The following is a 24,743-nucleotide window of genomic DNA, read 5'->3' as shown; positions in this document are numbered from 1 at the left end:
GCCTCGCTACGGCTGCAACTAGGCGCCGACGAAGCGGCGGTCGGGAACGATCCAGATGATCGCGACGATGACATACAGCGCGACCGACAAGTAAGGTGCAACAAAAGCCAGAAGGATGGCGGCCACGTAAAAACCGAGGCTGGAATATTCTTTCAGCGGGTGTCGATATACCTCGCTCACCTTCGAGCCCTCACCGTCTGCAGCGGCGAGCGCGTGCTGCAAGATTCGATAGGTCAGGGCCGCTGCTGCAAGGACAACGCCAAACGACGCAACCGGCCAGGGCGTTACCCCCGCCTCATCGATCCAGCGGATCATCAGCGGGAACAGCGTCAGGCAAAACAGGAGGGAGTGATTGGCCCAAAGGACGCCGCCGGTGACGCGGCGGGCCGATTGCAGCATGTGATGGTGGTTGTTCCAGTAGAGCGCCACATAGATGAAGGCGAGCAGATAGGCCGCAAGCAGCGGAAGAACCTCCAGGACAGCGCCGAACGTGGGCTCTTCGGGAAACTTCAGCTCCAGCACCATGATGGTGAGGACGATGGCGACGACGCCGTCAGTAAGGGCGTTGAGGCGGCCGGGGGTCATTCAGCGAGTCCTTCGAAACGGCGATCGGGAATGAGCCACATCAAAGCAACGATGACGTAGATTGCAATCGACGTGCCGGGCGAGACCAAGGTGATCGGTAGTGCTGCCACGTAGGAGATGAGCGTGATTTGCCCTTTCCTGCCATGCGAGGCCGCTTTGACGATGGGCGCGTCATCATCGTTCGCATTGAGCAGCGCCGACCGGATCCAGGCGAAGCCGAGCGCCGACATCAGCATGATCACACCGAACGCGAGAACGGTGTCGCGTGTCAGGCCAGCCTCCCCGATCCATCGCATGACCCACGGAACGAGGCTGAGCCAGAACAGCTGAAACAGGTTGGCGAGGAGGACCTGGCCATCGACCTTGCGCGCGGCGCACAGCAAATGGTGGTGATTGACCCAGTAAATGCCGACCTTGGTGAACGACAGAGCATAGATCGCGAACAAGGGAAGGACGGGACGGAGCGCGGCCCAGCCGGGCTCGTGTGGAACCGGCAATTCCAGCACCATGATGGTGATGATGATGGCGATCACGCCATCCGTGAACGCGCAGACCCGTTCCGGCTTCATGCGCCCCGCCCCCTTTGCTTTAGCGCTCCGCTCCCTTGACCTTACCCTAGGTCCGCGCCGCGGTGTAGCCGAGGTAACCGGTGCCGAAGAGCGCATACAATTCCTCCGGAATGCCGCGCAGATAAGCGGTCATCCCGTCGGCAATGCCCTTGGCCATTTCCGGCCGGACCGCGGCGATGAGGCCCATCGGGATCGCCCACAGGATCAGCCCGTACATCATGTACAGGAAGCTTGGTCGCGCCCGGCTGGTCCAGGGATCGTTGGACTGCGCTTCTGCCACGATCGCCTGCATCTGCGCACCGATGGTCGCGAGTTCCTGATCACCCTGCAGCTTCAGCAGCTCGAGCTTGGCGCGGTCGCGCGCCTCGGGGTCGGGGATGATCTTGTCGAGCAACTTCGAAACCGGCCCGACGATGGCTTCCAAAATTGACATTGTTGGATTCTCCCTAAGGGGAAGTTGACTAAATTGACTGTGTGGCGATGTTCTGGGCGATCAGCCGATCGCGCCGATCCGGTTCGCCAGCCAGCCGTAGAGGAACGCCTCATTGGCGGGTCGGCGTTCGGCGAGGCGAAGGTAGCGCTCAGCCTGGAGCGCCTCGAGCGCGCGCATGAGCACGGTTTCACCGCCCCGCTTGCCGCGCGTCTGCAGATAGGCGTCGAGCGCGTGCAGGGTGAGCGGTCCGACCCGTCCGTCTGGCGTCAAGTCCGCATAATCCTTGGCGTTGCGATTGAGCGCAGTCAGCGCACGTTGCAGGAATGTCGTCGCCACGGCCGGACCCATGTTGACGCCGGTGTCGAAATGCTCGCCAGCAACGCGCGACGACCGCCTGGCCACTTGGTCGAAGCGCGGACGAAGCCAATACAGTCGGCGATAGATCGTCGTCGCTTCGTCGCGCGGAAGGGCTTTCATCGGTCCGGCGAATCCGTGCGCCCGGGCTACAGCCTCGGTAATGCCGAAGCACGTCGGCCCGCCTTTGTCCGCCGGATGGTTCACGTAACCGCCCTCGCGCTCGATCAATCCGTCGATCAACGCGTCGACATCGAAACTTTCGTCTTCCAATCCCCTACTCCCGCAACTGGTTACCGAGTCGCGCTTTGCTAACCGTTTTGGTTCACTGTAGGAAAGTCACGAACCAAGTTGTGATTGACGGTTAGGCCGCTAAACTGCTTTCATGTCACCGCGTTTCTGGCCGATTTTCGCCACCGCCATCCTTCTTGCCGCCCCTGCCGCAGCTCGGCTTTCGGCACCCGAACAGACGATGATCCAGACGGTGGATTCCGAACAGCAGCGGACGCTGTCGATGCTCGAGACGTGGGTGAACCAGAATAGCGGAAGCCAGAACGTCCCTGGCGTTGAAGCGGTGGCGAAGATGCTTCGCGCCGAGTTGGAGCCGCTGGGATTCAAGGTCGACTGGATCGACGCCAGGAACACCGGCCGCGCAGGGCACATCGTTGCGCGACACAAGGGCAATGGCCGCGGCAAGCGCATGCTTCTCATCGGGCATCTCGACACGGTGTTCGAGCCGGACTCGCCGTTCCAGAGGTGGGAGCGCAAGGGTGACCGCGGCGTCGGGCCCGGCGCGGGAGACGACAAAGGCGGCATGGCGGTCATGATCGCCGCCCTGCGGGCCATGAAGGCGGCAGGAACGCTGAAAGCTGCCGACATCACGGTTGTCCTGACCGGCGACGAGGAAGATGCGGGCGATCCGATCGAGGCCGCCCGCAAGCCGTTGATCGACGCGGGCAAGTGGGCCGACGTCGCGATGGATTTCGAAGGGCTGGCGCAAAGGCAGGGCAAGGACATGGGCTCGATTGCCCGTCGCAGCTCCGACAGCTGGACCGTCACGGTGACCGGCCGCACCGGCCATTCGAGCGGGGTGATGCACCCCGATTTCGGCGCCAACTACGAGCTGGCGCGGATCATCGATGCGTTCCGGCGCGAACTCCCCGAGGACAAATTGACGTTCAACGTCGGCCTGGTTGGCGGCGGCGCCAGCGCCGACCTCGACGCCGGGAGGATCCGGCTGAACGCGACGGGCAAGACCAACATCATCGCCGCGACCGCGGTTGCGCGCGGCGACCTTCGCGCACTCACGTCGGAGCAGATCGCGCGGACGAAAGCGAAGATGCAGGCGATCGTCGGCCAGTCGCTTCCCGGCACCAGGGCCGAGATCAGTTTCGATGCCGGGGGTTATCCGCCGATGGCGCCGACGGATGGCAATCGGGCGTTGCTGGCGCGGCTCAACCGCGTGAACGCTGATCTGGAACTGGAGCCGATGGGCGAGCTGGACCCGATGGAGCGGGGCGCGGGCGACATCAGTTTCGTCGCGCAGGACACGGATGGGCTGGTCGGACTCGGGCCTGCCGGCGCGGGGAGCCATGCGCCGGGGGAGAGCGTCGATATCCCTTCGATCTCGCGGCAGGCAAAGCGCGCGGCGATCCTGATGAGCCGGCTGGCGGAGGAGAAGCGCTAGGCGCTTGGCGCTAGTGACAGGTTTCCACCCATTGCCGAACTTAGGGTTCGATGTCAGCTTGCCGCCCTCTCAAAAGCCGGAGCGGTCATGCGGCTGTACTTCAGCAACGGATACATACAGGCCGCGCTGCTAGTCATCCTGCCACCGGCGCTTTTCGTGTTTTGCAGTCGCGAGCTGTGGACGACCGACGCCATTACTGCATTCACTATGCGCCTGTTTGCTATCCTGTTGCTTATTTGTGCGGCATTTGTGGTCGTCGGCTACCGCCAGGTCAGCGGCAAGCAATCGAGCAAAGCGGCCCTAACGCTAAGCAGGGCAGTCGTTTGCACGTTCTCTGTGGGTTGGCTGTTTCCGGGTTGGCTAGCCGTTCATTTCTACTTGGACCACGTGCGACAGGTCACTACCGACGGACCAAAGTACGCAGTTCCGTTTCTGGAACTCAGTGGGCAAGCCCTGAACATGGCATCGATCTGGGCCGCTGCTGTCGTGATTTTCTGGGCGTGGCGCGCGACCCGCTAACGTCCGATTTCCACCCACTCCTGCCACTAGCGCGGCCTTGGCGCCAAGGCGGAGGCTCTAGGAACCTGACGGACGTCCGAATCCATGAACACCGTTGCTTCCTCGCGAGACGCGCCGTTTTCGTGGATGCTGAACCGAGTTCAGCATGACGGTGGTGCTTAGTTCGAGACCGCCGCGACCTGGCGGTCGCCGTCGCCGAAGTAGCGAGCCAGCAGCGCTGGGTCGCGATTGTACGGGTCGGCGCGGAACTTGGGGCCGCTCGGGCCCGCTTCGGCAGTGAGATAGGTAACGTAGACCGGCACCGGCTCGGGGAGGTCGACGTTCACCTCGGTCTTGGATCCGTCGGCCTTTAGCGGCTTTCCGAAAAGCCATTTGGCGAGGCGCTGCGCGTCTTCCAGGCGGATGCAGCCGTTGGAGATCCAGCGGTTGTCGGCCTTGAACAGGTCTTTCTCATGACCCGGCACGTCGTGGAGGTAGATGCCGAAGTCGTTGGGCATGTTGAACTTGTAGTCGCCCATCGAATTCCACTCGCCGGGACCGCGGCGGAGACGCGCGGTGATCTTGCCGTCGGCGACCGCCTGCCAGTCGATCGTCTGCGGATCGACGGCGACGGCATCGTCCGACCAGTCGGACAGCACCTGGTAATCGCGGTCGGTGAGGTACTTCAGGCCTTCCTTGAGGACGCCCGGAGCAACCGACTTCTTGGCCAGCTCCGGCGGCGTGTTCCACCACGGGTGAACGCTGACGAAGCGAAGCAGCGCGGCCATCATCGGCGTCTCGGTCGCATTGCTGCCGACGATCACGCGCATGCTGTCGACCGGGCGGCCATTCTCATACATCCATAACCGCGCGGCGCCGGCGTCGACGAGGACGTAGCGGCCGGACTCGGTGGTCTGCGGAAGGCGGCGGGCGCGCTCCAGGTTGAGGAGCAGGATGCTCTCGTAATGCTTGAAGCCACGGTTGAGCGCCGCCAGCGTGCCTGCGCCGGCAATGCCGTCGCCCTTCATGCCGTGCGCTTCCTGGAATTCCTTCACCGCCGCCGCGAGCGGGGGATCGAACTTGGTTCCGTCGGCGAGGCCGAGCCGATGGCGAAGTGCCGCGACCCGGTCGCCGGTCATGTTTAGCTTCAGCGTAGGGCCGGCGGACACCTGGTCCTGCGGCAGCGAGCCCCAGCGCATCTGGTAGCGCACAAGGGCGCGGCGGAGGTCGGTGTAAAGCGGGTGCACCGGCGAGAACATGTCGACCGGCGCGACCTTGAAATCGTCGAGACCCTGAGCCTGCTGCTGTTCGTCGCGTTGCTCGATCGTGGGCGCGATCTCACGGTCGATGTAGACCATGTCGAGGCCCTGCTCGATGCTCGGCGGCACGTCGATCGGCTCGATCGGCTGCTGCGCGGCGGCAAGCGCCGAGGCAGGCAAGCTAAGGCCCGCGAGGACCAGGACCAGACGACGCATTTTCACCCCTTCCACCGCTCGCACTCATAGTAGCGCAAAATGAACGGCTCCAGAATCCTGCGTGCAACAGGCGTTGAAGAGTGGGGTTCCAGCGATGAAGCGATCAATGCTTAGCTGTGGCCTTCCGGCACTTGTCTTGGACCGAAATACACGGTTGTATTCCGACGGTTGCGGCCGAGGAGAGAGACGGACCGCGGGGAGGGAAATCATGACGACACGCCGGACCTTTGGCCGTTCACTTCTGTGCGCGAGCGCGCTTGCCGCAACCCTGACCGCCACGCCTGCGATGGCGCAACACGTCGATTCCATCACTGCGTTCGGCGATAGTTATGCCGACGACGGCAACCTGTTCCAGATCATTGGCTTCAACCCGGCGCCGCAGGTTTATCCGACCGGCCGCTTTTCGGGCGGGACCAACTATATCGACACCTTGTCGCAGCTGCTGAACATCCCGGTCGACAATTTCGCGATCGGCGGAGCGCTGACCGACAACACCAACACCAACGGCCCCGGCATCCCGGGTTTCGTCACGGAATGGAATGCATTCCTGGGCGGCGGCGGCGGACCATTCCCGACGGTTTCGGGCAGCTTCGATGCCAACGACCTGGTGACGGTCTCAATCGGCGGCAACGATGCCCGCTTCTACCAGCAGCAAGGTGGCACACTGGCCGGCGCGCCCACTGCCGCGCTCGGATCGGCGGCCTTCGCGCAGGTCGGGCTCGATGCACTGGTGGGCGCTGGCGCGCAGAACATCAGCTTCCTGGCCGGAAACACCTCCATCCTGCCGGAGATCGCCAACAATCCGACCGCGCAGGCGATCCGCAATGCCTATTCGACCACATTCAACACGCAGATGCAGAGCGTGCTCGCTGGCTATGCCGCCAACGGTGTGATGGTCCACTACCTCGACCTCACTCTGGTCGGGCAGAACATCATCGCCAATCCGGCCGCCTACGGTTTCACCAACACGGGCGCCTGCACGCCGGCGCCGCAGTGCGTGACCGATAGCGCCTACGCCAACCAGTTCCTGTTCTACGTCGATCAACTTCACCTGACGTCGGCGGGCTTCCGCGTGGTCGGCCAGTATATCGCCACGCAATTGCAGGCGCCGCTCACCCTGGGCGCTCAGGGCGAACTCGCGCTCGATACTTCGCGCCAGTTTGGCCGGACGCTGTCGAGCCGCGTCGACCTCGGATCACCACGCGACGGCGATGTGTCGGAGGGCATGAAGCTGTTCATCGTCGGCGATACGTTCTCGCACGACGTCCCGATCAGCACCGCGAATGACCCCTACGACATCGACGGCGTGGGCGTGACGGTCGGCGCAACCTACGGGTTCGGAACGGGAGTGGTCGGCGTTGCCGGGAATTACACGCGCCCGCGCGCCAGGTTCATTGGCGATACTGCGCGGACCGACACCGACAGCTGGCAGCTTGGCGGCTTTGGCGGGTTCGCCATTGGCGGCGCCTTCGCTCAGGGTCATCTTGGTTACGGCTGGGACAGTCACGACATCCGGCGGCAGGGTGTGGTTCAGAACATGCGGGCCAAGGCCGACGGCAGCCATTGGACCGCCGGCGCCAAGGCCGGCTACCTGATGCCGCTCGGCGTGATGCGCGCCGGCCCGGTGGTCGCGATCGACTACGCCAAGGCAAAGGTCGACGGCTACACCGAAACGGGCGATCCGGCGCTGACGCTGAACGTGGACTCGACGTCCGCCAAGTCGCTGGTCGGCGGTCTCGGCCTCGAGCTTCGCGGCGACTTCGACACTTCAGACCTTTCGGTTCGGCCCTATCTGACCGGAATGCTTGAGAAGGAGCTGTCGAACGGTTCGCGCACGATGCTGTTCTCGCAGACGAGCTCACCGGGAATCATCAATAGCTGGAACCTCGGCGATCGGCCGGACGGCATCTACGGCCGGATCTCGGGCGGCGGCACGGCGGAGATCGTCGACAACGTCACGATCAACGCCGTTCTGTCGACGACGGTCAGCCGCGACAACGGCAATGAGGTGTCCGGCCACGTCGGGTTCAACTTCGGCTTCTAGTCCCGCGGCTTAGCTCCACCCAACTTGACTTCGCGCGCGATGAGGAGCCTCATCGCGTCCGGTGGCGCGGGCGAGCGCCCGCACCTGCCCTGTGCGCGTCTGGAAGCGGCGCAAACCCGAGCGCCGTGACTTGGGGAGGGACATCGTGGCTACTGCACCATTGCGCACGCCCATGCATTTGTGGGTCGTCGGAGTTCTGTCTCTGCTGTGGAACAGCTTCGGAGCTTACGACTATTCGATGACCCGAATGCGGAACATGGATTATCTTGCCGGCATGTCGCCGCCTGGCGTCGATCCGGCAGCGATGCTGGCCTACATCGACGGCATGCCTCTTTACGCTCAGCTTGGCTGGGGTTTTGGGGTCTGGGGGGCCCTGGTCGGGTCGATTGCCCTATTGCTGCGCAAGCGAGCCGCCGTTTGGGCTTTCGGGGTTTCGATTGCGGGAATGATCCTGAGTTTCGGCTACATGTTCTTCGGACCACCGATGCCGGGCAGCGAAGCCGCCGGGCCGATGAAGTACATGCCTCTGATCATCGTCATTCTGGGGCTCGCGCAATTTGCCTATGCGCGCGCCGCCGAACGCAAAGGACTTTTGTCGCACTGATGTTCGGGTGGCGCTCGCGGCGCCACCCGTTCTACGCCTTGCCTGCGAACATCTGCGACATCGCGAGCGCATCCCAGCCGTAAGGGTCGGGACGAAAGACGACGCCATTGTTGCTCGGCGCGACAGTCAGATAAGTCAGGTAGATCGGCACCGGCCGCGGCAACGGGAAGGTCTGCTCGTACTGCGTTGACGGCTGAGGGACACGGCCGAACACCCAGGTCGCGAAGCGGCGATAGTCCTGCAGACGCACGCACCCGTTGCTGAGCCAGCGGTCATTCTTCGCGAACAGTTCGTCATGCGGTGTATCGTGAAGGTAGATGCCGTAATCGTTGGGCATTTCGAACTTCATGTTGCGCATGGAATTCCACGGACCAGGAAGCTGCCGGACGTGGATTGTCGGCTCCTGCTTGCCCGACGCGATCGCCTTCCAGTTGACCGTCTTCGGATCGATCACGGGAGCGTTGGGACCCCAGTCGCGCAGCACTTCGTAATGGAAGCTCTTGAAGTAGGAGAGGCCCATCTCCTGGACCTTCTTTGCGGTCAGGCTGCGAACCAGCTCGGGCGGCACGTTCCAGTAAGGATTGGCCTTCGCATTGCGCATGATCACCGCGATCATCGGCGTCTTCGTCTTCGGCGCGCCGACGACGACCTTCATGCCGTCGACGACGCGGTCGCGATCGAAAAGGTAAGCTTCGGCTGAGCCGGAATCGACGACGACGTAGCGGTTGAACGTGCGGACGGATGGAAGCCGGAATGCACGCTCCATGTTGATGGCAATCCGCTGCTCGTAATAGCGCGAGCCGCGGTTGAGCGAAGCGATCGTTCCCTTGCCGGCAATGCCGTCCGCGGGACCAATTCCGTGCACAGTCTGATAGCTCGCGACGGCCTGGAAGAGCTGATCGTCATAACCGCCCTGAGGGTAGAGCCCGAGCCGCTGGCGAAGCAGCTGAACCCTTTTGCCAGTCGAGCCACGCTTCAGTACCGGGCCGGCCGGGATCTTGATCTGCGGAAGGCGGCCATATGTCGCCTGATACTGCTGCAATCCGCGCCCAAGCTGACCGAACAGGACATTCGGAGCGCCGGACCTGCCGGCGGAGAAATCCATGCTGAACAGTCGCTGCAGCCAATTCTGCGGCCGCTGGTGGCGCCTCGCGACATTGCTCATGTCCGGATCGACGTAGACGAAGTCGATGCCCTGCTTGATCGCGCGCGGCACTGCGACGGGCTCGTCGCCGCGGGGAGCCGCCATAGCGGGTGCAGTGCCCAGGACGGCAGCCGCACCGATGATCAAAGCAAGCGTGTTGCGCATACATTTTGCGCCGCTTTCGCGGCGCATTCCCCGAGCCAGTTTCAAGTTCAACTCACTGCAGTCGTTTCGGTTTCGCTTAGCTGAACCAACTAGCGGCGACCACCGAAACGCGTGCGAGACTGCTTGCCGAAGCGGCCCTTTCGCGTTCCCGGCTTTCCTTCGCTCGAATTGCCGGACGGCCGCGGAGCTACGCGCTGGTCGTGGGGAATGCCGAGGTCGTCTTCCTCCAGTCGGCGGATTTCGTCGCGGAGGCGGCCGGCTTCTTCGAACTCGAGGTCAGCCGCGGCCGTGCGCATGCGTTGTTCGAGATCGGCGATATAGGCCTTGAGATTGTGGCCGACCAGGTGCGGTCGCTCGTCGTCGCCGGTGTCGACTACGACGCCGTCACGTGTCGAGACGTGCGCAATGATGTCGCTGATCTGACGCTTGATGCTCTCCGGCGTGATGCCGTGGAGCCTGTTGTACTCAAGCTGTTTCTCCCGCCGGCGGTCGGTTTCGGCAAGCGCGCGTTCGATCGATCCGGTCTTGGTGTCGGCGTAGAGGATGACGCGGCCGTCGACGTTGCGGGCGGCGCGGCCGATGGTCTGGATCAGCGACGTTTCGGACCGCAGGAAGCCTTCCTTGTCCGCGTCGAGGATCGCGACCAGCCCGCATTCCGGAATGTCGAGGCCCTCGCGCAGGAGGTTGATGCCGACGAGCACGTCATAGACGCCGAGCCGCAACTCGCGGATCAGCTCGATGCGCTCCAGCGTCTCGACGTCTGAGTGCATGTAGCGGACGCGCAGTCCGGCCTCGTGGAGGTACTCGGTCAGGTCCTCCGCCATGCGCTTCGTCAGCGTCGTGACCAAAGTGCGATAACCCTTCCGGGCGGTTTCCTTCGCCTCGTGAACGAGGTCGTCGACCTGGTCCTCCACCGGCTTGATCTCGACCGGCGGGTCGATGAGCCCCGTTGGACGGATCACCTGCTCGCTGAATACGCCGCCCGTCTCGTTCATTTCCCACGGACCGGGAGTTGCCGAGACGAAGGTCGTCTGCGGGCGCATCGCGTCCCATTCGTTGAAGCGCAGCGGCCGGTTGTCGATGCAGCTCGGCAGCCGGAAGCCGTATTCCGCGAGCGTGATCTTCCGCCGATGGTCGCCTCGCGCCATCGCGCCGATCTGCGGCACGGTCTGGTGGCTCTCGTCGATGAACAGCAAAGCGTTGTCCGGGAGATATTCGAACAGGGTCGGCGGCGGCTCGCCAGGAAGGCGACCGGTGAGGAAGCGCGAGTAATTCTCGATGCCCGCGCATGAGCCCGTCGCGGCAATCATTTCCAGGTCGAAGTTGGTGCGCTGCTCAAGCCGCTGCGCCTCCAGCAGCCGACCTTCGGCGACCAGCTCCTTCAGCCTTTCTTCCATCTCGTGCTTGATCGCGCCCATCGCCTGCTTGAGCGTCGGGCCGGGCGTCACGTAGTGCGAGTTGGCATAGACCTTCACGCTGTCGAGGCTGGCTGCCTTTTGGCCGGTCAGCGGGTCGAACTCGACGATGTCCTCAATCTCGTCGCCGAAGAAGGACACGCGCCACGCGGTGTCCTCATAGTGCGACGGGAAGATTTCCAGATTGTCGCCGCGTACGCGGAAATTGCCGCGGGCGAAGGCCTGGTCGTTGCGCTTGTACTGCAGCGCGACGAGCTTGCGGATGATTTCGCGCTGGTCCTCGCTGCTGCCCTTCTTCAGGCTGAAGGTCATGGCCGAATAAGTTTCGACCGAGCCGATGCCATACAGGCACGAAACCGACGCAACGATGATCACGTCGTCGCGCTCCAGCAGCGACCGCGTCGCCGAGTGGCGCATGCGGTCGATCGCCTCGTTCACCGAGCTTTCCTTCTCGATGTAGGTGTCGGTGCGTGGGACGTAGGCCTCGGGCTGGTAATAATCGTAGTAGCTGACGAAATATTCGACCGCATTGTCGGGGAAAAAACTTTTGAACTCGCCGTAGAGCTGGGCCGCGAGAATCTTGTTCGGAGCGATGATCAGTGCCGGCCGTTGAAGCGTTTCGATGACCTTCGCCATCGTGAACGTCTTGCCCGAGCCGGTGACGCCCAGCAGCACCTGGCTCCGCTCGCCTTCGCTCGCAGCCTCCGTCAGTTCCTTGATCGCCAGCGGCTGGTCGCCCGACGGCTCGAAATCGGACTTGATTCGGAATCGCTTCCCGCCCTCCGCCTTCTCCGGCCGTGCGGGCTTGTGCGGAACGAACGCCTCGCCCGTTTCCGGCTCGGCCAGTGTGGTGCGGATCTGAATCGCCATCGCCGTCTATATGGTCAGCGGAGGTGGCGGGAACAACCTGTGAACGGGCCCCTTGCAAACGCCGATTTTCATGTTCCGCTTTTCGGAATAGTGTGCGTCCACGACGCGCCTGGGGCGCTCACAGGGGGCTGTGATGAATCGACTGATTTGGATTGGACTGGCTGCGCTCGTTTCGGCGTGCGGGTCCGGCAATAAAGTGGACATGGAAAACGCGTCGGCCAGCGACGTCGCCAAGGAAATGGCGAAGAAGAATGGGGACACCGGCTTCGTCAGCCCGGGCAAGTGGCAGCAGAACGCTTCGTTGGTGTCGATGGAAGCGCCGGGCATGCCCCCTCAGGTCGCCGAGGCGATGAAGAAGGCGATCGGCACGACTCAAACCCACGAGACCTGCCTGACGGCCGAGCAGGCCAAGCACCCCAAGGAAGACTTCTTCACCGGAGCGGACAAGAGCTGCCGCTACGAACATTTCAATTGGGGTGACGGAAAGATCGACATGAAGCTGGTTTGCGCTCGACCGGACGCGACCCAGACCATGCAGATGACCGGGACCTACGAACCCAACAGCTATCAAATGGCCATGTCCGTCGCGTCGAAGGGCAGCAGCCCGATGGAAACGATGAACATGAAGATGACCGTCGATGCCAAGCGCGTCGGGGATTGCGAGGGAAGCAAGGGCTGACGTTCACAGCAAAGGGGGGAGAGACCAATGCAGAGAGTGCTTATCGCCGCGACCGCGGCCTTGATGGTTTCCGCGTGCAACGAGCAGGCTCCGGCCCAGAAGCCGGTGGAAGCGCCCAAGGTTCTTGCTGCCGGGCAGTATGAGGGAACGTGGAAGGTCGATTCCATCCGCTCGGTGGACAGGACGACTCCAGCCACCAAGCTCAAGCAGGACGCCACGGGCCCCGCCACAGGGTGCGTTGCCGCCGACGGGTCGATCGATGCCGCCTTGTTCGCGGAAGGCGAGGACAAGTGCACGATCGCCAATCCCTACGTTCGCAATGGGCGGATCGGCATGGAACTGACCTGCGCACGAAAGGGCCAGGCAGGCGAAGTTCGTGAGTCGGTAAGCGGGACCTTCGCCGGTGATTCGATCGACGCAGACGTCAGCACCACGACCTACCTCGCCGGCACAGGGGATTACGCCATGTCGCGCAAGTTCGAGGTCAAGCGGGTGGGCGAATGCGCTCCGGTCAAACCGGAGAAAGCAGCATGATCGGCTATGTCACGGTTGGGTCCAACGATCTGGAGAAGGCGCGGGGTTTTTACGACGCGCTGATGCCGACCCTCGGAGCCGGACGAATGCTCGAGTTCGGCGACAATTTCACGATGTACGGCACCGGGATGGGCAAGCCCGGCTTCGCCGTCTGCAAGCCTTTCAATGGCAATTCCGCCGAATGCGGCAACGGCAACATGACCGCGATCGCGTGCGACACTCGGGCCAAGGTCGATGCGCTTTATGCCAAGGCGATGGACCTGGGCGCCACCGACGAAGGCGCACCGGGCGTGCGCGGTGAGGAAGGCGAGCAGGCCTTCTACGGGGCCTATTTCCGCGACCTCGACGGGAACAAGCTTTGCGCCTTTCGGATCGGTCCTGCCGATTGAGGCATTGTGCGGGGAATGACCCGCACCGGCAAAGTCCCTGTCCTCATCAACCGCGGCAGCGGACCAGCCGACCGTGGGCAATCGGAAGGCGCTGACGTTGCGCACGCGCTGGCGAAGGCTGGCGTCGAAGCGGATGTGCAGGTCATCGACGGAGCCGATATCGCGGAGGCGTCTCGCAAGGCCGTCGAGGCGGGAGCGCAGGTCGTCGTGGCCGGCGGCGGCGACGGGACGATCAGCGCCGTCGCTCAATTCCTGGCGGGGACCAAGTCGAAGCTGGGGATCCTGCCGCTAGGGACGCTCAACCATTTTGCGCGCGACCTCGGTATCCCCAATACCCTCGAAGAGGCCGCTGCGCTGATCGCGACGGGAAAGTCTCGCGGGATCGACGTTGCGGAGGTCAACGGCCATGTGTTCATCAACAACAGCGCGATCGGCCTCTATCCGCTGATGGTTCTCGACCGCGAGATGCAGCAGAAGAAGCTCGGCCGCAGCAAGAGGCTGGCGATGCTGGTCGCCAGCGCTCGAACGCTGGCACGATTCCGGCACCGCCGCCTGACCCTGACGATCAACGACGAGGAGGCGCAAATTGACACGCCTTTGCTGTTCGTCGGGAACAACGACTATCGGCTCGACCTCGGCGCGCCCGGACGGAGGGACAGCCTGGAAGATGGCCAGCTGAGCGTGTTCGTGATGCGCAAGAAAACGCGGCGCGGACTCATTGCCGCCAGCATTCGCGCATTGCTCAACCGGACTCGCGACGACGACATGGTCCGGCTGGAGCATGTCGAGAGGCTCCGCGTCGCAAGTCGTCGCAGCCATCTGGCAGTGTCGATGGACGGCGAGGTCGCAATGGTCGCCCCGCCACTGGATTACCGGGTGCGAAAGCGGGCGCTCAACGTCATCGCGCCGTAAGTCCTACTGGCCGGTCGGTGACTTGAAGGTCTCGGTCGGGCGATTGGTGCGATTGCCCATGCCAATCTTGTTCCTGGCGTCGATATCGTCCTGGCGCTGCTCCGCGGCGGTCCTGCAAACTTGCTTGACCCGCCGGCTGCCGGTCTCGCGCACGGTGCGGCACACCTTCTTCTCTTCCGCAGGCTTCGCGCCCTCGACCACGATCGGCTGAGTGTCCTGGGCGGCGGCCGCCGCAGCGATGAACAGCAAAGTCGCCAACATGCCGCCAGAATCCCCGTGACCACGCATCGAGTCAACCGGATGAGCTTGCTTCTGGCAGCCTGAATGCGACAGTCTGCCGAAATGAGGGGCATCGCACTGGCTTGCTTGGCGCTGACCGCGTGCACGACCGTGCCACCCGCGCCGGAAGTGTCCGTTTCGCAGGTTGGCGTCGCGTTCGACCGCACCGGCGAGGTCGGTTCCTTTGCCGACGGCTTCGCCGATCCGGCCACAAGCCGCGCGGTCACGGCCGACGATCCGGTGCGCGTCGCTTCGATCAGCAAGCTGGTCGTCTCGATTGGAGTGATGAAGCTCGTCGAGCAGGAAAAACTCGACCTCGACATCGATGTTTCAACATGGCTTGGATGGTCGCTTCGCAATCCGGCATATCCGGACCGGCCGATCACTCTGCGCCTGCTGCTCTCCCACACAAGCTCCGTGCGCGACTTCCATGACCAATACGCCATCCCGCTAGGAACGTCCGTTCAGTCGGTAATGGCCGAACCGTCCAGCTGGGATCGCAAGCACGGTCCCGGCGCCGGCTATTTCACGTATTCCAACCTCAACTTTCCCATCGTCGCCTCGATCGTCGAGCGCGTCACCGGCGAGCGCTTCGACCTGTGGATGCGCCGCGAGGTGCTGCAGCCGATGAAGCTGGACGCCTGCTACAACTGGCCGACCTGCAGTGATGCGAAAGTCGCGCGCGCGGTCGTCCTCACCCAAGCAGGCAAGCCCGTGAAGGACGACCTTGGCGGCGAGCAGCCCGATTGTCCGGTCTACGTCGAGGATGGCCCGTGTGACCTCGGGCGGTGGCATCTGGGTGATAATGGCGCACTTTATGCCCCACAGGGCGGCCTGCGGATCTCGATGCGCGACCTCGCCCGCGTCGGTCGCATGCTGCTGGGCGGTGGGACAATCGACGGCGTTCGATTGCTCACGCCGAAGTCCGTCGAGCTGATGCTGGCGCCGGCGTGGGTCTTCGACGGGCGTAATGGCGACACCGACCATGGTTTTTACTGCACCTATGGGCTGGCGACGCAGCAGATCCCGTCCGCGATGCGCGGTTGCCACGACGATCCGGCGGCGGACGGCATCGTTCGAAGCGGCCACGCGGGTGACGCCTACGGGCTCCGGTCAGGACTCTGGATCGATCGGCTCAATGGGACCGGAGTCGCCTATTTCGTGTCGGGCTTGTCCGATGACCCGCCGCGCGGGGCGAGCGCCTTTCGCGCAGCGGAAGAGGCCGCGATGAAGCGAAGCCTCGGGTTGCTTGGCACCGGCAACGCGTGCAGCAATCGACGAAGCCGAACCAAGGATTTGAACCGGCTGCGCTGCAAATATGCTGAAATCCCATCGCGAAGCGGCGATTTGACGCCGCGATAACGCGGCGGTCACGATCGTCGAACGCATTCGGCCTCAAGCCGGGCAGCCGATCGTCGGCGACTCTTACCCCGAAAGCGGCAAGATGGCTGGTCCAACCGCGACCGTCTGGGCAGTGGTCCGCCGCGCCGGTCCGCAAGTCATTGCGTTGGCCGGAAAAAGGCTCCATTCATTTCCCGTTCAACAGCTCGGGCTGATCCCGGGCGGGGGTAAATCGGGGGCAACGAGATGCGTCGGGCATTGGTTGTATTCGCGGCACTTGTCGGCGCAGCGGCAGCTCAGCCCGCTCAGGCAGCAACCATCGTCGTTTTCACCAACCCGGAAACGCTTGAGCAGCGGATGGTGGTCGTCGACCGCGACGGACCGGACCGGCTCTTCATGTGCATGCTGCCGCCGGGCGAAGCGGGCTGTCACCAGCTCCCGGTCAAGCGCAGGACCTGATCAGGCCGCGACGGTCTCCAGCAGGCCCTCGAACAAGCGCCGTCCATCCGTATTTCCGTGCGCTTTCTCGAGCGCACGCTCCGGATGCGGCATCATGCCCAGCACGTTTCCGGAATCGTTGAGGATCCCGGCGATGCCCCGCGCCGAACCGTTTACTTCATCGAGGTAGCGGAAGGCCACGCGGCCCTCCCCTTCCAGCCGGTCGAGCGTTTCGGCGTCCGCCTGGAAGTTGCCGTCGTGATGGGCGACGGGAATGACGATGTCCTCTCCCGCATCATATTGCGAAGTGAAAAGGCTCTGGCTGTTCTCGACCTTGAGCGGCACCGGCCGGCAGACGAAGTTGAGGCCCGCGTTGCGCATCAGGGCGCCCGGCAGGAGCCCGGTTTCGGTCAGCACCTGGAAGCCGTTGCATACGCCAAGCAGCGGAACGCCGCGCCCGGCCGCATCGGCAACTGCGCGCATGATCGGGGACCGCGCCGCCATCGCTCCGGATCGAAGGTAATCGCCGTAGGAGAAGCCACCGGGAAGAGCGATGAAATCGGTTCCGTCGGGAAGCTCGGTCTCGCGGTGCCAGACCATCGCCGGCGCGCGGCCGGTCACCTGCTCGATGGCAACAGCGAGGTCGCGGTCGCAATTCGATCCGGGAAAAACGATGACCGCGCTTTTCACGCGGCAGTCTCCAGCCGCTCGATGCGGAAATTCTCGATGACCGTATTGGCGAGGAGCTTGCGGCACATTTCTTCGATGTCGGCGTCCGGCGTGCCGTCGGCGAGGCTGAGCTCGATCAGCTTGCCAGCGCGAACATCCTCCACTCCGGAGAAGCCGAGTCCCTCCAGTGCATGATGGATGGCCTTGCCCTGCGGGTCGAGGACGCCGGGCTTCAAAGTGACGAAGACGCGCGCTTTCATGACTGCCCTGTGCTGTACGAAGAGTTTCGCAGCCCCTTTGCCTCAGGCCGCTTCCAGCGTCCAGACGTCCGTGACCATCTCACTCCCAAAGATCACTGCTCCCGGAGCGAGCCCCACAGGTTCCGGGTGAGCGGCTCGAGGATGTATTGAAGCGCGGTGCGCTTGCGCACCGAAAGCAGGACTTCGACGGGAAGGCCCGGGCGCAGCTGTCCTTTGCCAAGCGAGCCGCTGACCCTCCGAAGCTCGTCGGCAGGAACGTCGATCTCCGCCCGGAAGTAGGACTGGCCCGTCTTCTCGTCAGTAAAGCTGTCGGCGGAGATGGTGCGTACCTTGCCCGTCAGAAGCGGCAGGGTGCGGTCGTTGACGCTGACGAAGCGAACCTGCGCCTCCTGGCCCTGATAGACGTCGTCAGCATTGGTCGGCGCGACTTGGGCTTGGATGACTAGGCTGCGGTGATCCGGGACGATTTCCATCAGGGTCTGCCCGGGCGAAACCACCCCGCCGATGGTGAACACGCTAAGGCCCACGACCTGACCGGTGGCCGGAGCGCGGACGCGGGCGCGTTGCAGTTGCTCGCGCACCGCGATCAGCTTGGGAAGTACATCAGACAGCCGCGCCTGGGTGTCGCGCAGGTCCGACGCGACCTGCTCCATCGCCGTCTTCTCGATCGAAACCGACTGCATCCGCGTTTCGCCCTTGCCTTCGCCGGCGCGAGCGATCTCCGCGGTCATCGAGGCTTCTTGGCCCTTCAGCTCGGCATAGGCCCGTTCGAGCGCGCGGATGCGGTTCACCGACGCAAAGCCCTTTTCCTGGATCTTCTTCAGCCCGTCGATTTCTTCCTGAAGCAAGCGCTGCTGCTCGTGCAGTGAGGCGATCTGCTGCGAATAGCCAGACTGCTGCTCGCCGAGCTGGAGCGACCGCTGGCCGAGCACGGATTGCTGTGCCGACTTCGAAGCGAGCCGCGCCTGAAGCTGAGCGCGCTGCAAGGCCATCGCTTGCGCGGCGAGCGGCTGATCCTCCGCGGGAAGTCCGGCGAATTCCGCCGGCGGGAGGAAGTCGCGGGCACCCGCACGTTCGGCCATCAACCGGGCGCGCTGGGCGACATTTGTCAGGTAGTCGCTGGTCAGCGCCCGCTCTTGCGCGCGAAGGTCAGGCGCGGCCATTTCGATGAGGACGTCGCCCGCCTTCACATGCTGCCCTTCGCGGACGTTGATCGCGGTGACGACGCCGCCTTCGCGGTGCTGCACCGACTGGCGGTTCCCTGAGACGGCGATGACTCCGCGGGCCGGAACCGCCGCATCGAGCGGCATGAACGCGGCCCAGCCGAGCAGGATTACGAAGAATATGATGACGATGCCGGCACCAATCCGGATGTCGCGGCGCGGATCGTCGACGGGCGCGTCCTGCTGGTAGGGTTCGATGATCGAGGTCAGCACGTTCATCCGGCCGCCCCTTCGCCCACCTGAAGCAACCGGTTGGCGACTTCTTGCGATGGCCCGAGCAGCTTGGGCCGGCCGCCTTCGAGCACGAGGAGGCGCTTTGCGCCCGAAAGGATCGAGCGGCGATGCGCGATCAGGATGACCGCGGCGCCTCGGTTCATCGCTCCTGCAAGCGACGTGATGAGCGCGGCCTCGCCATCGGAATCGAGGAAGGCGTTGGGCTCGTCGAGGATCATCAGGACAGGATTGCCATAGAAAGCGCGCGCCAGTGCCACCCGCTGAGCCTGGCCCGAGGACAGTCCCTGCCCGAGCGGCCCGAGCGGCGTATCATAGCCCTTCGGCAATTTCAGGATGAGCTCGTGGGCACCGGCCGCTTGAGCCGCCGCAACGGCCAGCTTGTCCACGTCCGTACCATTAGCCGCACCGGAGAAGCGGGAAATGTTTTCCTTGATCGTGCCTTCGAACAGGCTTGGCTCCTGCGGCAGGTACCCGATGTGGCGCGCGAGATCGTCGGACTCCCAGTCGGAATAAGCCGCGCCGTCGATCCGGACGATGCCGGCCTCGGTCGGGATGGCGCCTGCGAGCACTTTTGCCAACGTCGTCTTGCCTGCGCCGCTTGGACCGATGACGCCGAGCATCTCGCCAGGACTGACGTCGACCGAGATTCCAAACAGAACCGGCCGGCCGTCGGGACCGCGAACTCCGACCTGGTCGACTTCCAACCGTCCAGCGGGCTCGGGGAGGCGCGTGTAGATTCGCTCGGCCGGAACGCCGGACATTACTTCGGCGAGACGCGTCAAGGCCGCGTGGGCGCCGATGATCGTCGGCCAGCCGCCGATGACCGCCTCGACCGGCTGTAGCGCGCGGCTGAGCAGGATCGAGGCGGCCACAATGGCGCCTGCAGAAATATAGCCGGCGATCGCGAGGAGAGCGCCGAGGCCCAGCGCGGCCGACTGGACGAAGAGGCGAAGAAAGCGGCTCAGAGCCGAGAAGCGGCCGCCCGTGAACTGCGCATCCGAAAGGCGGGAAAGGCCGAACGCCCGCTGGGCCAGCTGGCGGTTGACCATGGTCCCGACCATTCCAAGCGCCCGAACCGTGTCGTTGTTGAGCGCGACGGTCTGGGCCGCGGCTTGCGAAGCGGCCATCGCTTGCGTCGCCGTCTGCATCGTCTCCGCCGTTGCGCGTTGATTGCGCCAGGCCACGAAGAACAGGATCGCCGAAGCGGCGGTGGCAAGGATTCCGATCCAGAAGTGCAGCAGGAAGGCAACGGCGAGGAACAAGGGGAACCACGGCACGTCGAACATGGCTCCGGCCACAGGACTTCCGATCGCCTGCCGAACCGTCTCGAAATCCCGCATGGCCTGGACGGCGGCGTTCGAGTTGCGTCCCATCATCCGCTTCAGGATCTTCGGGGCCAGCAAGGCATCGAGCCTCAGGCTGGCCCTGACCAGAAGGCGGTTCCGGATCGCATCCAGCGCGGACAGGGCGAACAAAGCGACGGCCAATGCCAGGGTGATGAACAGCAGCGTCATCTTGCCGCCGGTCGCCACGACCCGGTCGTAAACCTGCAGCATGTAGATCGCAGGCGCGAGGAACAGCAAGTTGATGAACAGGCTGAAGACGGCAGCCGCTAGGAAGTGCGGGCGGCAGGCCTCGACGGCCTCCGCCATATCCCTTGGTAACTCTATCCCAGCGATCTTCATCGGTCCTGCTTTAGGCCCCTACTTCGGCTTTTGTGAACATAGTCTCGCCGGAAGAGCAGGCGGAAGAACGCGTGCAAGGCACTGTCGCGTATCGGGACTTTCACCGAGATTTCCTGCCTTCAGTTTATGGCAATGGCGAATGACAGCCTTCGACAACCGACAGGAGCGCGCCAATGTTCACCAACTCGCTCGCAATAGGTCTCGTCCTGCTGGCGCAAGGTTCGCCGGCGATGCAGATGCCAGTGGCAGTTCAGGTCACCACTCTTCCGGCGCCGATCCCGCCGACTACGAGACCCCCGGTCACCCGGCCGCCCACGGTCCGTCCTCCGATGCGGCCAGATCACCGGGTGCCTTATTTCTCCCGATCGAATTATATCGACGGGCGCGGCTTTGCGGGGCGAGTACGGTGCAATTCGCAGAATGGTCGCTTCAACAGTTGCTCGGCGCGAACCCAGAACCGCGTCATGCTTATCCGGACGCACGGCGGAAATTGCCGGCGCGGCCATAGCTGGGGGTATGATTCGCGGCGAGTGTGGGTGTCGCAAAGCTGCCGGGCGACCTTCGCCTATGGGTACGGCCACTATTACCCCGACCGCGAGAACAACAGCAGCTCCGGTGGATCGAACACCGCGCTTATCATTGGCGGGATTGCAGTCGCCGCGGGGCTGGCCGCGATCCTTTCGAACAGCGGCAAGAACATCGACACAAGCTCATCGTCGGCAGGCCCGCCGGCAGCGATCAGCGCCGACCCCAATTGGGTTCAGCAAGCTGCGCGTCCGGCGCTCAACCAATGCCTGACCCGCGCAGCACGCGACGTCGGCGCAACGGGCGGCACCCGCATCACGCTTCAGACGGCGGCAGCCAGCGAGATCGAGCCCGGCGCGTTCCAGATCGGCGGCACGCTGACGGCCCAGTACCCCGACAGCACGCGCGAACTGCCAATGCTATGCGAAGCCACCGCGGATGGCGTCGATCAGTTCGAGTTCAAATCCTGACGCTGAAATCCCGGGGAAGCGCGCGTCGCTTCCCCGGCAATTCCGGCCAACCAGCGAAAATCCCTCTTCGATTCAGAGATTTAGGCTGGTGGAGCTGAGGGGAATCGAACCCCTGACCTCTGCAGTGCGATTGCAGCGCTCTCCCATCTGAGCTACAGCCCCGTACCCGGCAGGCGGCTCACATAGCCGCGCCTCTTTCCCCTTGCAATGACCCGCCGCGAGCCAATTTCGCCCTGTCGCTTGACGATGATTCCGTCAGGAACGGCCGTCGTCCTCCATTCGTTGTTCCCACAGTTGAGTAGCCGGCACGGTGCCGGCGCGATTTCCATGTGGAGGTAGCAATGGCGTATGACCGCTACGAGCGCGAACAGCGTTGGCGAGAAGGCAGGTCCGAGGACTGGAACGAACGCGACCCGCGGTCGTGGGACCGCGACCATGAGCGCGATCGCGACGACCGCGGCTTTCTCGGCCGCGTAGGAGACGAATTTCGGTCATGGTTCGGCGAGGACGACGACGGGCGATCCCGCCACGGCTCCCGTGAAGATGCCTATGGCCGATATGGCGGCGATACCGACGGCCGCTGGAAATGGGCGAGCAGCGAACGCAGCTACAACCCGGACTGGAGTGATGAGGGCGAGCCGCGTTCGAGCCGGTCCGATCGTGACGAGCACTACGGCCAGTCACCTCGGGATCGCGATCCTTATCGCCGAACCAGCTTCGCTGGATCCCGCGAACCGTCAAACATCGACGACCGTCACTATCACGAGATGCGCCGCCGGCAGGCCGATGACCTCGACCGCGACTACGACGAGTTCCGCCGCGAACGGGCCTCCAAGTTCGAAAGCGAATTCGGCGAGTGGCGGGAGCGACGCATTTCCAAGCGCCAGCTCCTCAGTGGAATCCGTGAGCACATGGAGGTCGTCGGGACCGACGACAAGCACGTCGGCACAGTCGACCGCATTGCCGGAGACCGGATCATCCTGACCCGGAGCGATCCGGAATCGGGCGGCGCCCATCACTCGCTGAGCTGTTCCGACGTCGACCGCATCGACGGCGACCGGGTGCTCCTGGAATGCAGCGCAGACAAGGCGAAGGAGCGCTGGCGCGACGAGAACCGCAGTCGCGCGCTGTTCGAGCGAGAGGACCAGGGCCGGGCCGGACCTCACGTCCTCGATCGCAGCTTCTCCGGCACGTATCGCTAGTCTTCCCAGCCCTTTCCGGGGCGGGGCGGCCCGGGCACGAAAGTGCCCGGGCCTTTCTTGTGGGCGAATGGCGTCCTATGCGCGGGCTCGATCAAACCGGGAGACAGTTGATGGCACGCGCCTGGCACCTGATGAGCCGTCCGCAGGGACTACCGACGGACGAGAATTTCGCACTCAAGCCCTACGACCTTCCGGAGCTCGGTGAAGGCCAGATTCTGGTCCGCAACCACTGGCTGTCGGTGGATCCCTACATGCGTGGGCGCATGAACGACGTGAAGAGCTACGTCCCGCCGTTCCAGATCGATCAGCCGATGGACGGCGGCGCGGTCGGCGAAGTCGTTGAGTCCCGCGCCGACGGTTTCTCGGCCGGTGACCTTGTACTTCACATGGGCGGGTGGCGCGACGAAGCGGTGGTCGATTCCCGCATGGCGAACAAGCTTCCCAACCTCGGCGCCGAGCCGCAGGCGTTCCTCGGCAATCTCGGCGTAACCGGCGCGACTGCTTACTTCGGCTTGCTTGACGTCGCATCGGCCAAGGAAGGCGACGTGGTGTTCGTGTCCGCCGCTGCGGGAGCGGTCGGCTCTGCTGTTGTTCAGATCGCCAAGGCCAAGGGCATGACCGTCATCGGTTCGGCCGGTGGCGAGGACAAGTGCGAGTTCGTCCGGTCGCTCGGCGCAGATCATGCGATCGACTACAAGGCGCAACCGATCCTGAAGGGCCTCGCGGCCGCGACGCCTGACGGCATCGACGTCTATTTCGACAATGTCGGCGGCGACCATCTCGACGCGGCCTTCGCGCTTGCCAAGATGCGCGCCCGCTTCGCCATCTGCGGAATGATCGAGGGGTACAACAAGGCCGAGCCCGCGGCCTTCCGCTTCATTATGCGCGTGATTGCCATGCGCATCCGCATGCAAGGCTTCATCGTCTTCGACTTCCAGCCGCGAATGGACGAATTCTACCGCGAAATGGGGCAGATGCTGGCAAGCGGGCAGGTCAAATCGCGCGACACAGTGGTCGAGGGCATCGAGAACATGCCCGACGCATTCCGCGGCCTGTTCAGCGGCGACAACGTCGGAAAGATGCTCGTCAAGCTCTAGCCGTTGAATTTGCAGGCGGCCGGATCGCCGGTCTTCAGGCCAATCTGGAGCGCTTGCATTCGCTGCGCCGAGCTTCCGTGGGTGAAGCTCTCCGGAACGACGACCCCCTGCGACTGACGCTGGAGCGTGTCGTCGCCGATCGCCTCGGCCGCGCGCATGCCTTCCTCGATGTCGCCGGGTTCGATGATTGATCCCTGGGCATCGCGGGCATTGGCCAGCCATACGCCGGCGTAGCAGTCGGCCTGGAGCTCGACGCCGACCTGGATCGCATTCCCTTGCGTCTGGCTCGCGCGAGCCTGCGCATTGTGAGCCTCGTCGAGCGTGCCCTCGAGATTCTGGATGTGGTGCCCGACCTCGTGCGCGACGACGTAGACGGCGGCCGCGTCGCCCGGTGCCCCGAAGCGCTGCGAAAGCTCATTGAAGAAGCTCGGGTCGATGTAGATCGTGCTGTCGTTGGGGCAATAGAAGGGGCCCATTGCCGCCTGTCCTGCGCCGCAAGCGGTCTGCGTCCCACGGCTGTAGGCGACCATCTTGGTCGGCGTGTAGCGCGCGCCATGCTTGGCAAAGATCTCGCCCCAGGTTTCCTCGGTCGATCCGAGCGTCCGCGTGAGGAAGTCGCGCATGTTCGGGTCAAGCGTCGACTGGCCGTTGGGAGAGGGAGCTGTCGGGCCGCCCGAGGGAATCAGTCCGCCCGATCCGCCGCCGAGCTGCGTGAGAACGCAATAGCCGAGCAGGAGGACCAGGACGCCGACGATCCCGAAGCGGCTCATGACGAAGGGCAGCAGGCAGCCGAGCATATTGCCGCCGCCCCCTCCGCCGCCGAAGCCGAAGCCTCCTCCGCCTTGTCCGGTACGGTCTTCGAAATTGCCGCTTGGACCTTCGCCGCCGAGCCGAACCATATGAGTCTCCCCTGCTTCTTCCGCCCAAATGCGCGAAAAGGCGTACCGGTTGCAAATGACGATT

Annotated in this window: 26 protein-coding genes and 1 tRNA gene; 13 read left to right on the top strand and 14 right to left on the bottom strand. The window is 63.9% G+C overall.

Annotated features, from left to right (window positions below; genetic code table 11):
• Nucleotides 1–18 precede the first annotated feature (18 nt).
• The 4 genes from ABD928_RS10340 to ABD928_RS10325 are packed head-to-tail and all read right to left on the bottom strand — an operon-like array spanning nucleotide 19 to nucleotide 2,214.
• Nucleotides 19–585, bottom strand: coding sequence for a TMEM175 family protein (locus ABD928_RS10340; RefSeq protein ID WP_345168524.1), 567 nt, complete (start codon nucleotides 583–585; stop codon nucleotides 19–21).
• Entirely contained in the window at nucleotides 582–1,154 is a 573-nt protein-coding gene (locus ABD928_RS10335) for a TMEM175 family protein (protein WP_187715261.1), read from the bottom strand. The genes ABD928_RS10340 and ABD928_RS10335 overlap by 4 nt, the downstream gene beginning before the upstream one ends.
• A gap of 46 nt (nucleotides 1,155–1,200) precedes the next feature.
• Entirely contained in the window at nucleotides 1,201–1,587 is a 387-nt protein-coding gene (locus ABD928_RS10330) for a holin family protein (protein WP_187715262.1), read from the bottom strand.
• Nucleotides 1,588–1,647: 60 nt separating this feature from the next.
• Nucleotides 1,648–2,214, bottom strand: a complete 567-nt coding sequence (locus ABD928_RS10325) for a glycoside hydrolase family 108 protein (protein ID WP_187715263.1) — start codon at nucleotides 2,212–2,214, stop codon at nucleotides 1,648–1,650.
• 112 nt (nucleotides 2,215–2,326) lie between these two features.
• On the opposite strand from ABD928_RS10325, the gene ABD928_RS10320 reads away from it, so the two are divergent.
• Both ABD928_RS10320 and ABD928_RS10315 read left to right on the top strand, forming a co-directional pair.
• Complete coding sequence (locus ABD928_RS10320) at nucleotides 2,327–3,628, top strand: M20/M25/M40 family metallo-hydrolase (RefSeq protein WP_345168519.1); 1,302 nt, start codon at nucleotides 2,327–2,329, stop codon at nucleotides 3,626–3,628.
• An 87-nt stretch (nucleotides 3,629–3,715) separates the two neighbouring features.
• On the top strand, nucleotides 3,716–4,147 hold the full coding sequence (locus tag ABD928_RS10315; RefSeq protein ID WP_187715264.1) for a hypothetical protein: 432 nt from the start codon (nucleotides 3,716–3,718) through the stop codon (nucleotides 4,145–4,147).
• Nucleotides 4,148–4,305: 158 nt separating this feature from the next.
• On the opposite strand, the gene ABD928_RS10310 is transcribed toward ABD928_RS10315, so the two are convergent.
• Complete coding sequence (locus tag ABD928_RS10310) at nucleotides 4,306–5,601, bottom strand: L,D-transpeptidase family protein (protein WP_187715265.1); 1,296 nt, start codon at nucleotides 5,599–5,601, stop codon at nucleotides 4,306–4,308.
• 208 nt (nucleotides 5,602–5,809) lie between these two features.
• On the opposite strand from ABD928_RS10310, the gene ABD928_RS10305 reads away from it, so the two are divergent.
• Together ABD928_RS10305 and ABD928_RS10300 are read left to right on the top strand one after the other, a co-directional pair.
• Nucleotides 5,810–7,645, top strand: a complete 1,836-nt coding sequence (locus tag ABD928_RS10305) for an autotransporter domain-containing protein (RefSeq protein WP_187715266.1) — start codon at nucleotides 5,810–5,812, stop codon at nucleotides 7,643–7,645.
• A 145-nt stretch (nucleotides 7,646–7,790) separates the two neighbouring features.
• Nucleotides 7,791–8,249, top strand: coding sequence for a hypothetical protein (locus ABD928_RS10300; protein WP_345168514.1), 459 nt, complete (start codon nucleotides 7,791–7,793; stop codon nucleotides 8,247–8,249).
• Nucleotides 8,250–8,280: 31 nt separating this feature from the next.
• Here ABD928_RS10300 and ABD928_RS10295 read toward each other — a convergent pair whose 3' ends face one another.
• Together ABD928_RS10295 and uvrB are read right to left on the bottom strand one after the other, a co-directional pair.
• The gene (locus ABD928_RS10295; protein WP_187715269.1) at nucleotides 8,281–9,558 is read right to left on the bottom strand and encodes a L,D-transpeptidase family protein; all 1,278 of its coding nucleotides are present in this window, start codon (nucleotides 9,556–9,558) and stop codon (nucleotides 8,281–8,283) included.
• Between the two features lie 89 nt (nucleotides 9,559–9,647).
• Entirely contained in the window at nucleotides 9,648–11,843 is a 2,196-nt protein-coding gene (gene uvrB, locus ABD928_RS10290) for an excinuclease ABC subunit UvrB (RefSeq protein WP_345168510.1), read from the bottom strand.
• A gap of 133 nt (nucleotides 11,844–11,976) precedes the next feature.
• On the opposite strand from uvrB, the gene ABD928_RS10285 reads away from it, so the two are divergent.
• Genes ABD928_RS10285 through ABD928_RS10270 form a run of 4 tightly spaced genes read left to right on the top strand, consistent with a single transcriptional unit; the run spans nucleotide 11,977 to nucleotide 14,357 of the window.
• The gene (locus ABD928_RS10285) at nucleotides 11,977–12,522 is read left to right on the top strand and encodes a DUF3617 domain-containing protein (protein WP_345168507.1); all 546 of its coding nucleotides are present in this window, start codon (nucleotides 11,977–11,979) and stop codon (nucleotides 12,520–12,522) included.
• Nucleotides 12,523–12,549: 27 nt separating this feature from the next.
• On the top strand, nucleotides 12,550–13,056 hold the full coding sequence (locus tag ABD928_RS10280; RefSeq protein WP_187715272.1) for a DUF3617 domain-containing protein: 507 nt from the start codon (nucleotides 12,550–12,552) through the stop codon (nucleotides 13,054–13,056).
• Nucleotides 13,053–13,445, top strand: a complete 393-nt coding sequence (locus ABD928_RS10275; protein ID WP_187715273.1) for a VOC family protein — start codon at nucleotides 13,053–13,055, stop codon at nucleotides 13,443–13,445. The genes ABD928_RS10280 and ABD928_RS10275 overlap by 4 nt, the downstream gene beginning before the upstream one ends.
• A 15-nt stretch (nucleotides 13,446–13,460) precedes the next feature.
• Nucleotides 13,461–14,357 carry a diacylglycerol/lipid kinase family protein gene (locus tag ABD928_RS10270; protein WP_187715274.1) on the top strand — a complete coding sequence of 299 codons (897 nt, stop codon included), beginning with the start codon at nucleotides 13,461–13,463 and terminating at the stop codon, nucleotides 14,355–14,357.
• A 3-nt stretch (nucleotides 14,358–14,360) separates the two neighbouring features.
• Here the strand turns inward: ABD928_RS10270 and ABD928_RS10265 are convergent, their stop codons facing one another.
• Nucleotides 14,361–14,618: a hypothetical protein gene (locus tag ABD928_RS10265; RefSeq protein ID WP_187715275.1), complete on the bottom strand. Its 258-nt coding sequence runs from the start codon at nucleotides 14,616–14,618 to the stop codon at nucleotides 14,361–14,363.
• An 81-nt stretch (nucleotides 14,619–14,699) separates the two neighbouring features.
• On the opposite strand from ABD928_RS10265, the gene ABD928_RS10260 reads away from it, so the two are divergent.
• Nucleotides 14,700–15,998: a serine hydrolase domain-containing protein gene (locus ABD928_RS10260; RefSeq protein WP_345168502.1), complete on the top strand. Its 1,299-nt coding sequence runs from the start codon at nucleotides 14,700–14,702 to the stop codon at nucleotides 15,996–15,998.
• A gap of 225 nt (nucleotides 15,999–16,223) precedes the next feature.
• Complete coding sequence (locus ABD928_RS10255; protein ID WP_345168499.1) at nucleotides 16,224–16,436, top strand: hypothetical protein; 213 nt, start codon at nucleotides 16,224–16,226, stop codon at nucleotides 16,434–16,436.
• Here the strand turns inward: ABD928_RS10255 and purQ are convergent, their stop codons facing one another.
• From purQ to ABD928_RS10235, 4 genes are all read right to left on the bottom strand, one after another.
• Nucleotides 16,437–17,105 carry a phosphoribosylformylglycinamidine synthase subunit PurQ gene (purQ, locus tag ABD928_RS10250; protein WP_187715278.1) on the bottom strand — a complete coding sequence of 223 codons (669 nt, stop codon included), beginning with the start codon at nucleotides 17,103–17,105 and terminating at the stop codon, nucleotides 16,437–16,439. It abuts the gene before it with no gap.
• Nucleotides 17,102–17,344, bottom strand: coding sequence for a phosphoribosylformylglycinamidine synthase subunit PurS (gene purS / locus ABD928_RS10245; RefSeq protein ID WP_187715279.1), 243 nt, complete (start codon nucleotides 17,342–17,344; stop codon nucleotides 17,102–17,104). The genes purQ and purS overlap by 4 nt, the downstream gene beginning before the upstream one ends.
• A gap of 92 nt (nucleotides 17,345–17,436) precedes the next feature.
• On the bottom strand, nucleotides 17,437–18,786 hold the full coding sequence (locus tag ABD928_RS10240; protein WP_187715280.1) for an HlyD family type I secretion periplasmic adaptor subunit: 1,350 nt from the start codon (nucleotides 18,784–18,786) through the stop codon (nucleotides 17,437–17,439).
• Nucleotides 18,783–20,453, bottom strand: coding sequence for a type I secretion system permease/ATPase (locus ABD928_RS10235; RefSeq protein WP_345168493.1), 1,671 nt, complete (start codon nucleotides 20,451–20,453; stop codon nucleotides 18,783–18,785). Before ABD928_RS10235 ends, ABD928_RS10240 begins: the two co-directional genes overlap by 4 nt.
• A gap of 206 nt (nucleotides 20,454–20,659) precedes the next feature.
• Between ABD928_RS10235 and ABD928_RS10230 the strand changes: the two genes are divergently transcribed.
• Nucleotides 20,660–21,481 carry a DUF3011 domain-containing protein gene (locus ABD928_RS10230; RefSeq protein ID WP_345168491.1) on the top strand — a complete coding sequence of 274 codons (822 nt, stop codon included), beginning with the start codon at nucleotides 20,660–20,662 and terminating at the stop codon, nucleotides 21,479–21,481.
• A gap of 86 nt (nucleotides 21,482–21,567) precedes the next feature.
• Here ABD928_RS10230 and ABD928_RS10225 read toward each other — a convergent pair.
• Nucleotides 21,568–21,643, bottom strand: a tRNA-Ala gene (locus tag ABD928_RS10225).
• A 179-nt stretch (nucleotides 21,644–21,822) separates the two neighbouring features.
• Between ABD928_RS10225 and ABD928_RS10220 the strand changes: the two genes are divergently transcribed.
• Together ABD928_RS10220 and ABD928_RS10215 are read left to right on the top strand one after the other, a co-directional pair.
• Complete coding sequence (locus ABD928_RS10220; RefSeq protein WP_187715284.1) at nucleotides 21,823–22,683, top strand: DUF2171 domain-containing protein; 861 nt, start codon at nucleotides 21,823–21,825, stop codon at nucleotides 22,681–22,683.
• Between the two features lie 110 nt (nucleotides 22,684–22,793).
• On the top strand, nucleotides 22,794–23,780 hold the full coding sequence (locus ABD928_RS10215; RefSeq protein ID WP_345168488.1) for an NADP-dependent oxidoreductase: 987 nt from the start codon (nucleotides 22,794–22,796) through the stop codon (nucleotides 23,778–23,780).
• Here the strand turns inward: ABD928_RS10215 and ypfJ are convergent.
• Nucleotides 23,777–24,679 carry a KPN_02809 family neutral zinc metallopeptidase gene (ypfJ, locus tag ABD928_RS10210; protein WP_187715285.1) on the bottom strand — a complete coding sequence of 301 codons (903 nt, stop codon included), beginning with the start codon at nucleotides 24,677–24,679 and terminating at the stop codon, nucleotides 23,777–23,779. The genes ABD928_RS10215 and ypfJ overlap by 4 nt on opposite strands.
• Between the last annotated feature and the right edge of the window lie 64 nt (nucleotides 24,680–24,743).

Origin of the sequence: Sphingomonas daechungensis (assembly GCF_039543105.1) — a bacterium.
Lineage (GTDB): Bacteria > Pseudomonadota > Alphaproteobacteria > Sphingomonadales > Sphingomonadaceae > Sphingomicrobium > Sphingomicrobium daechungense.
This window is presented reverse-complemented; position numbering and strand designations above follow the sequence as displayed.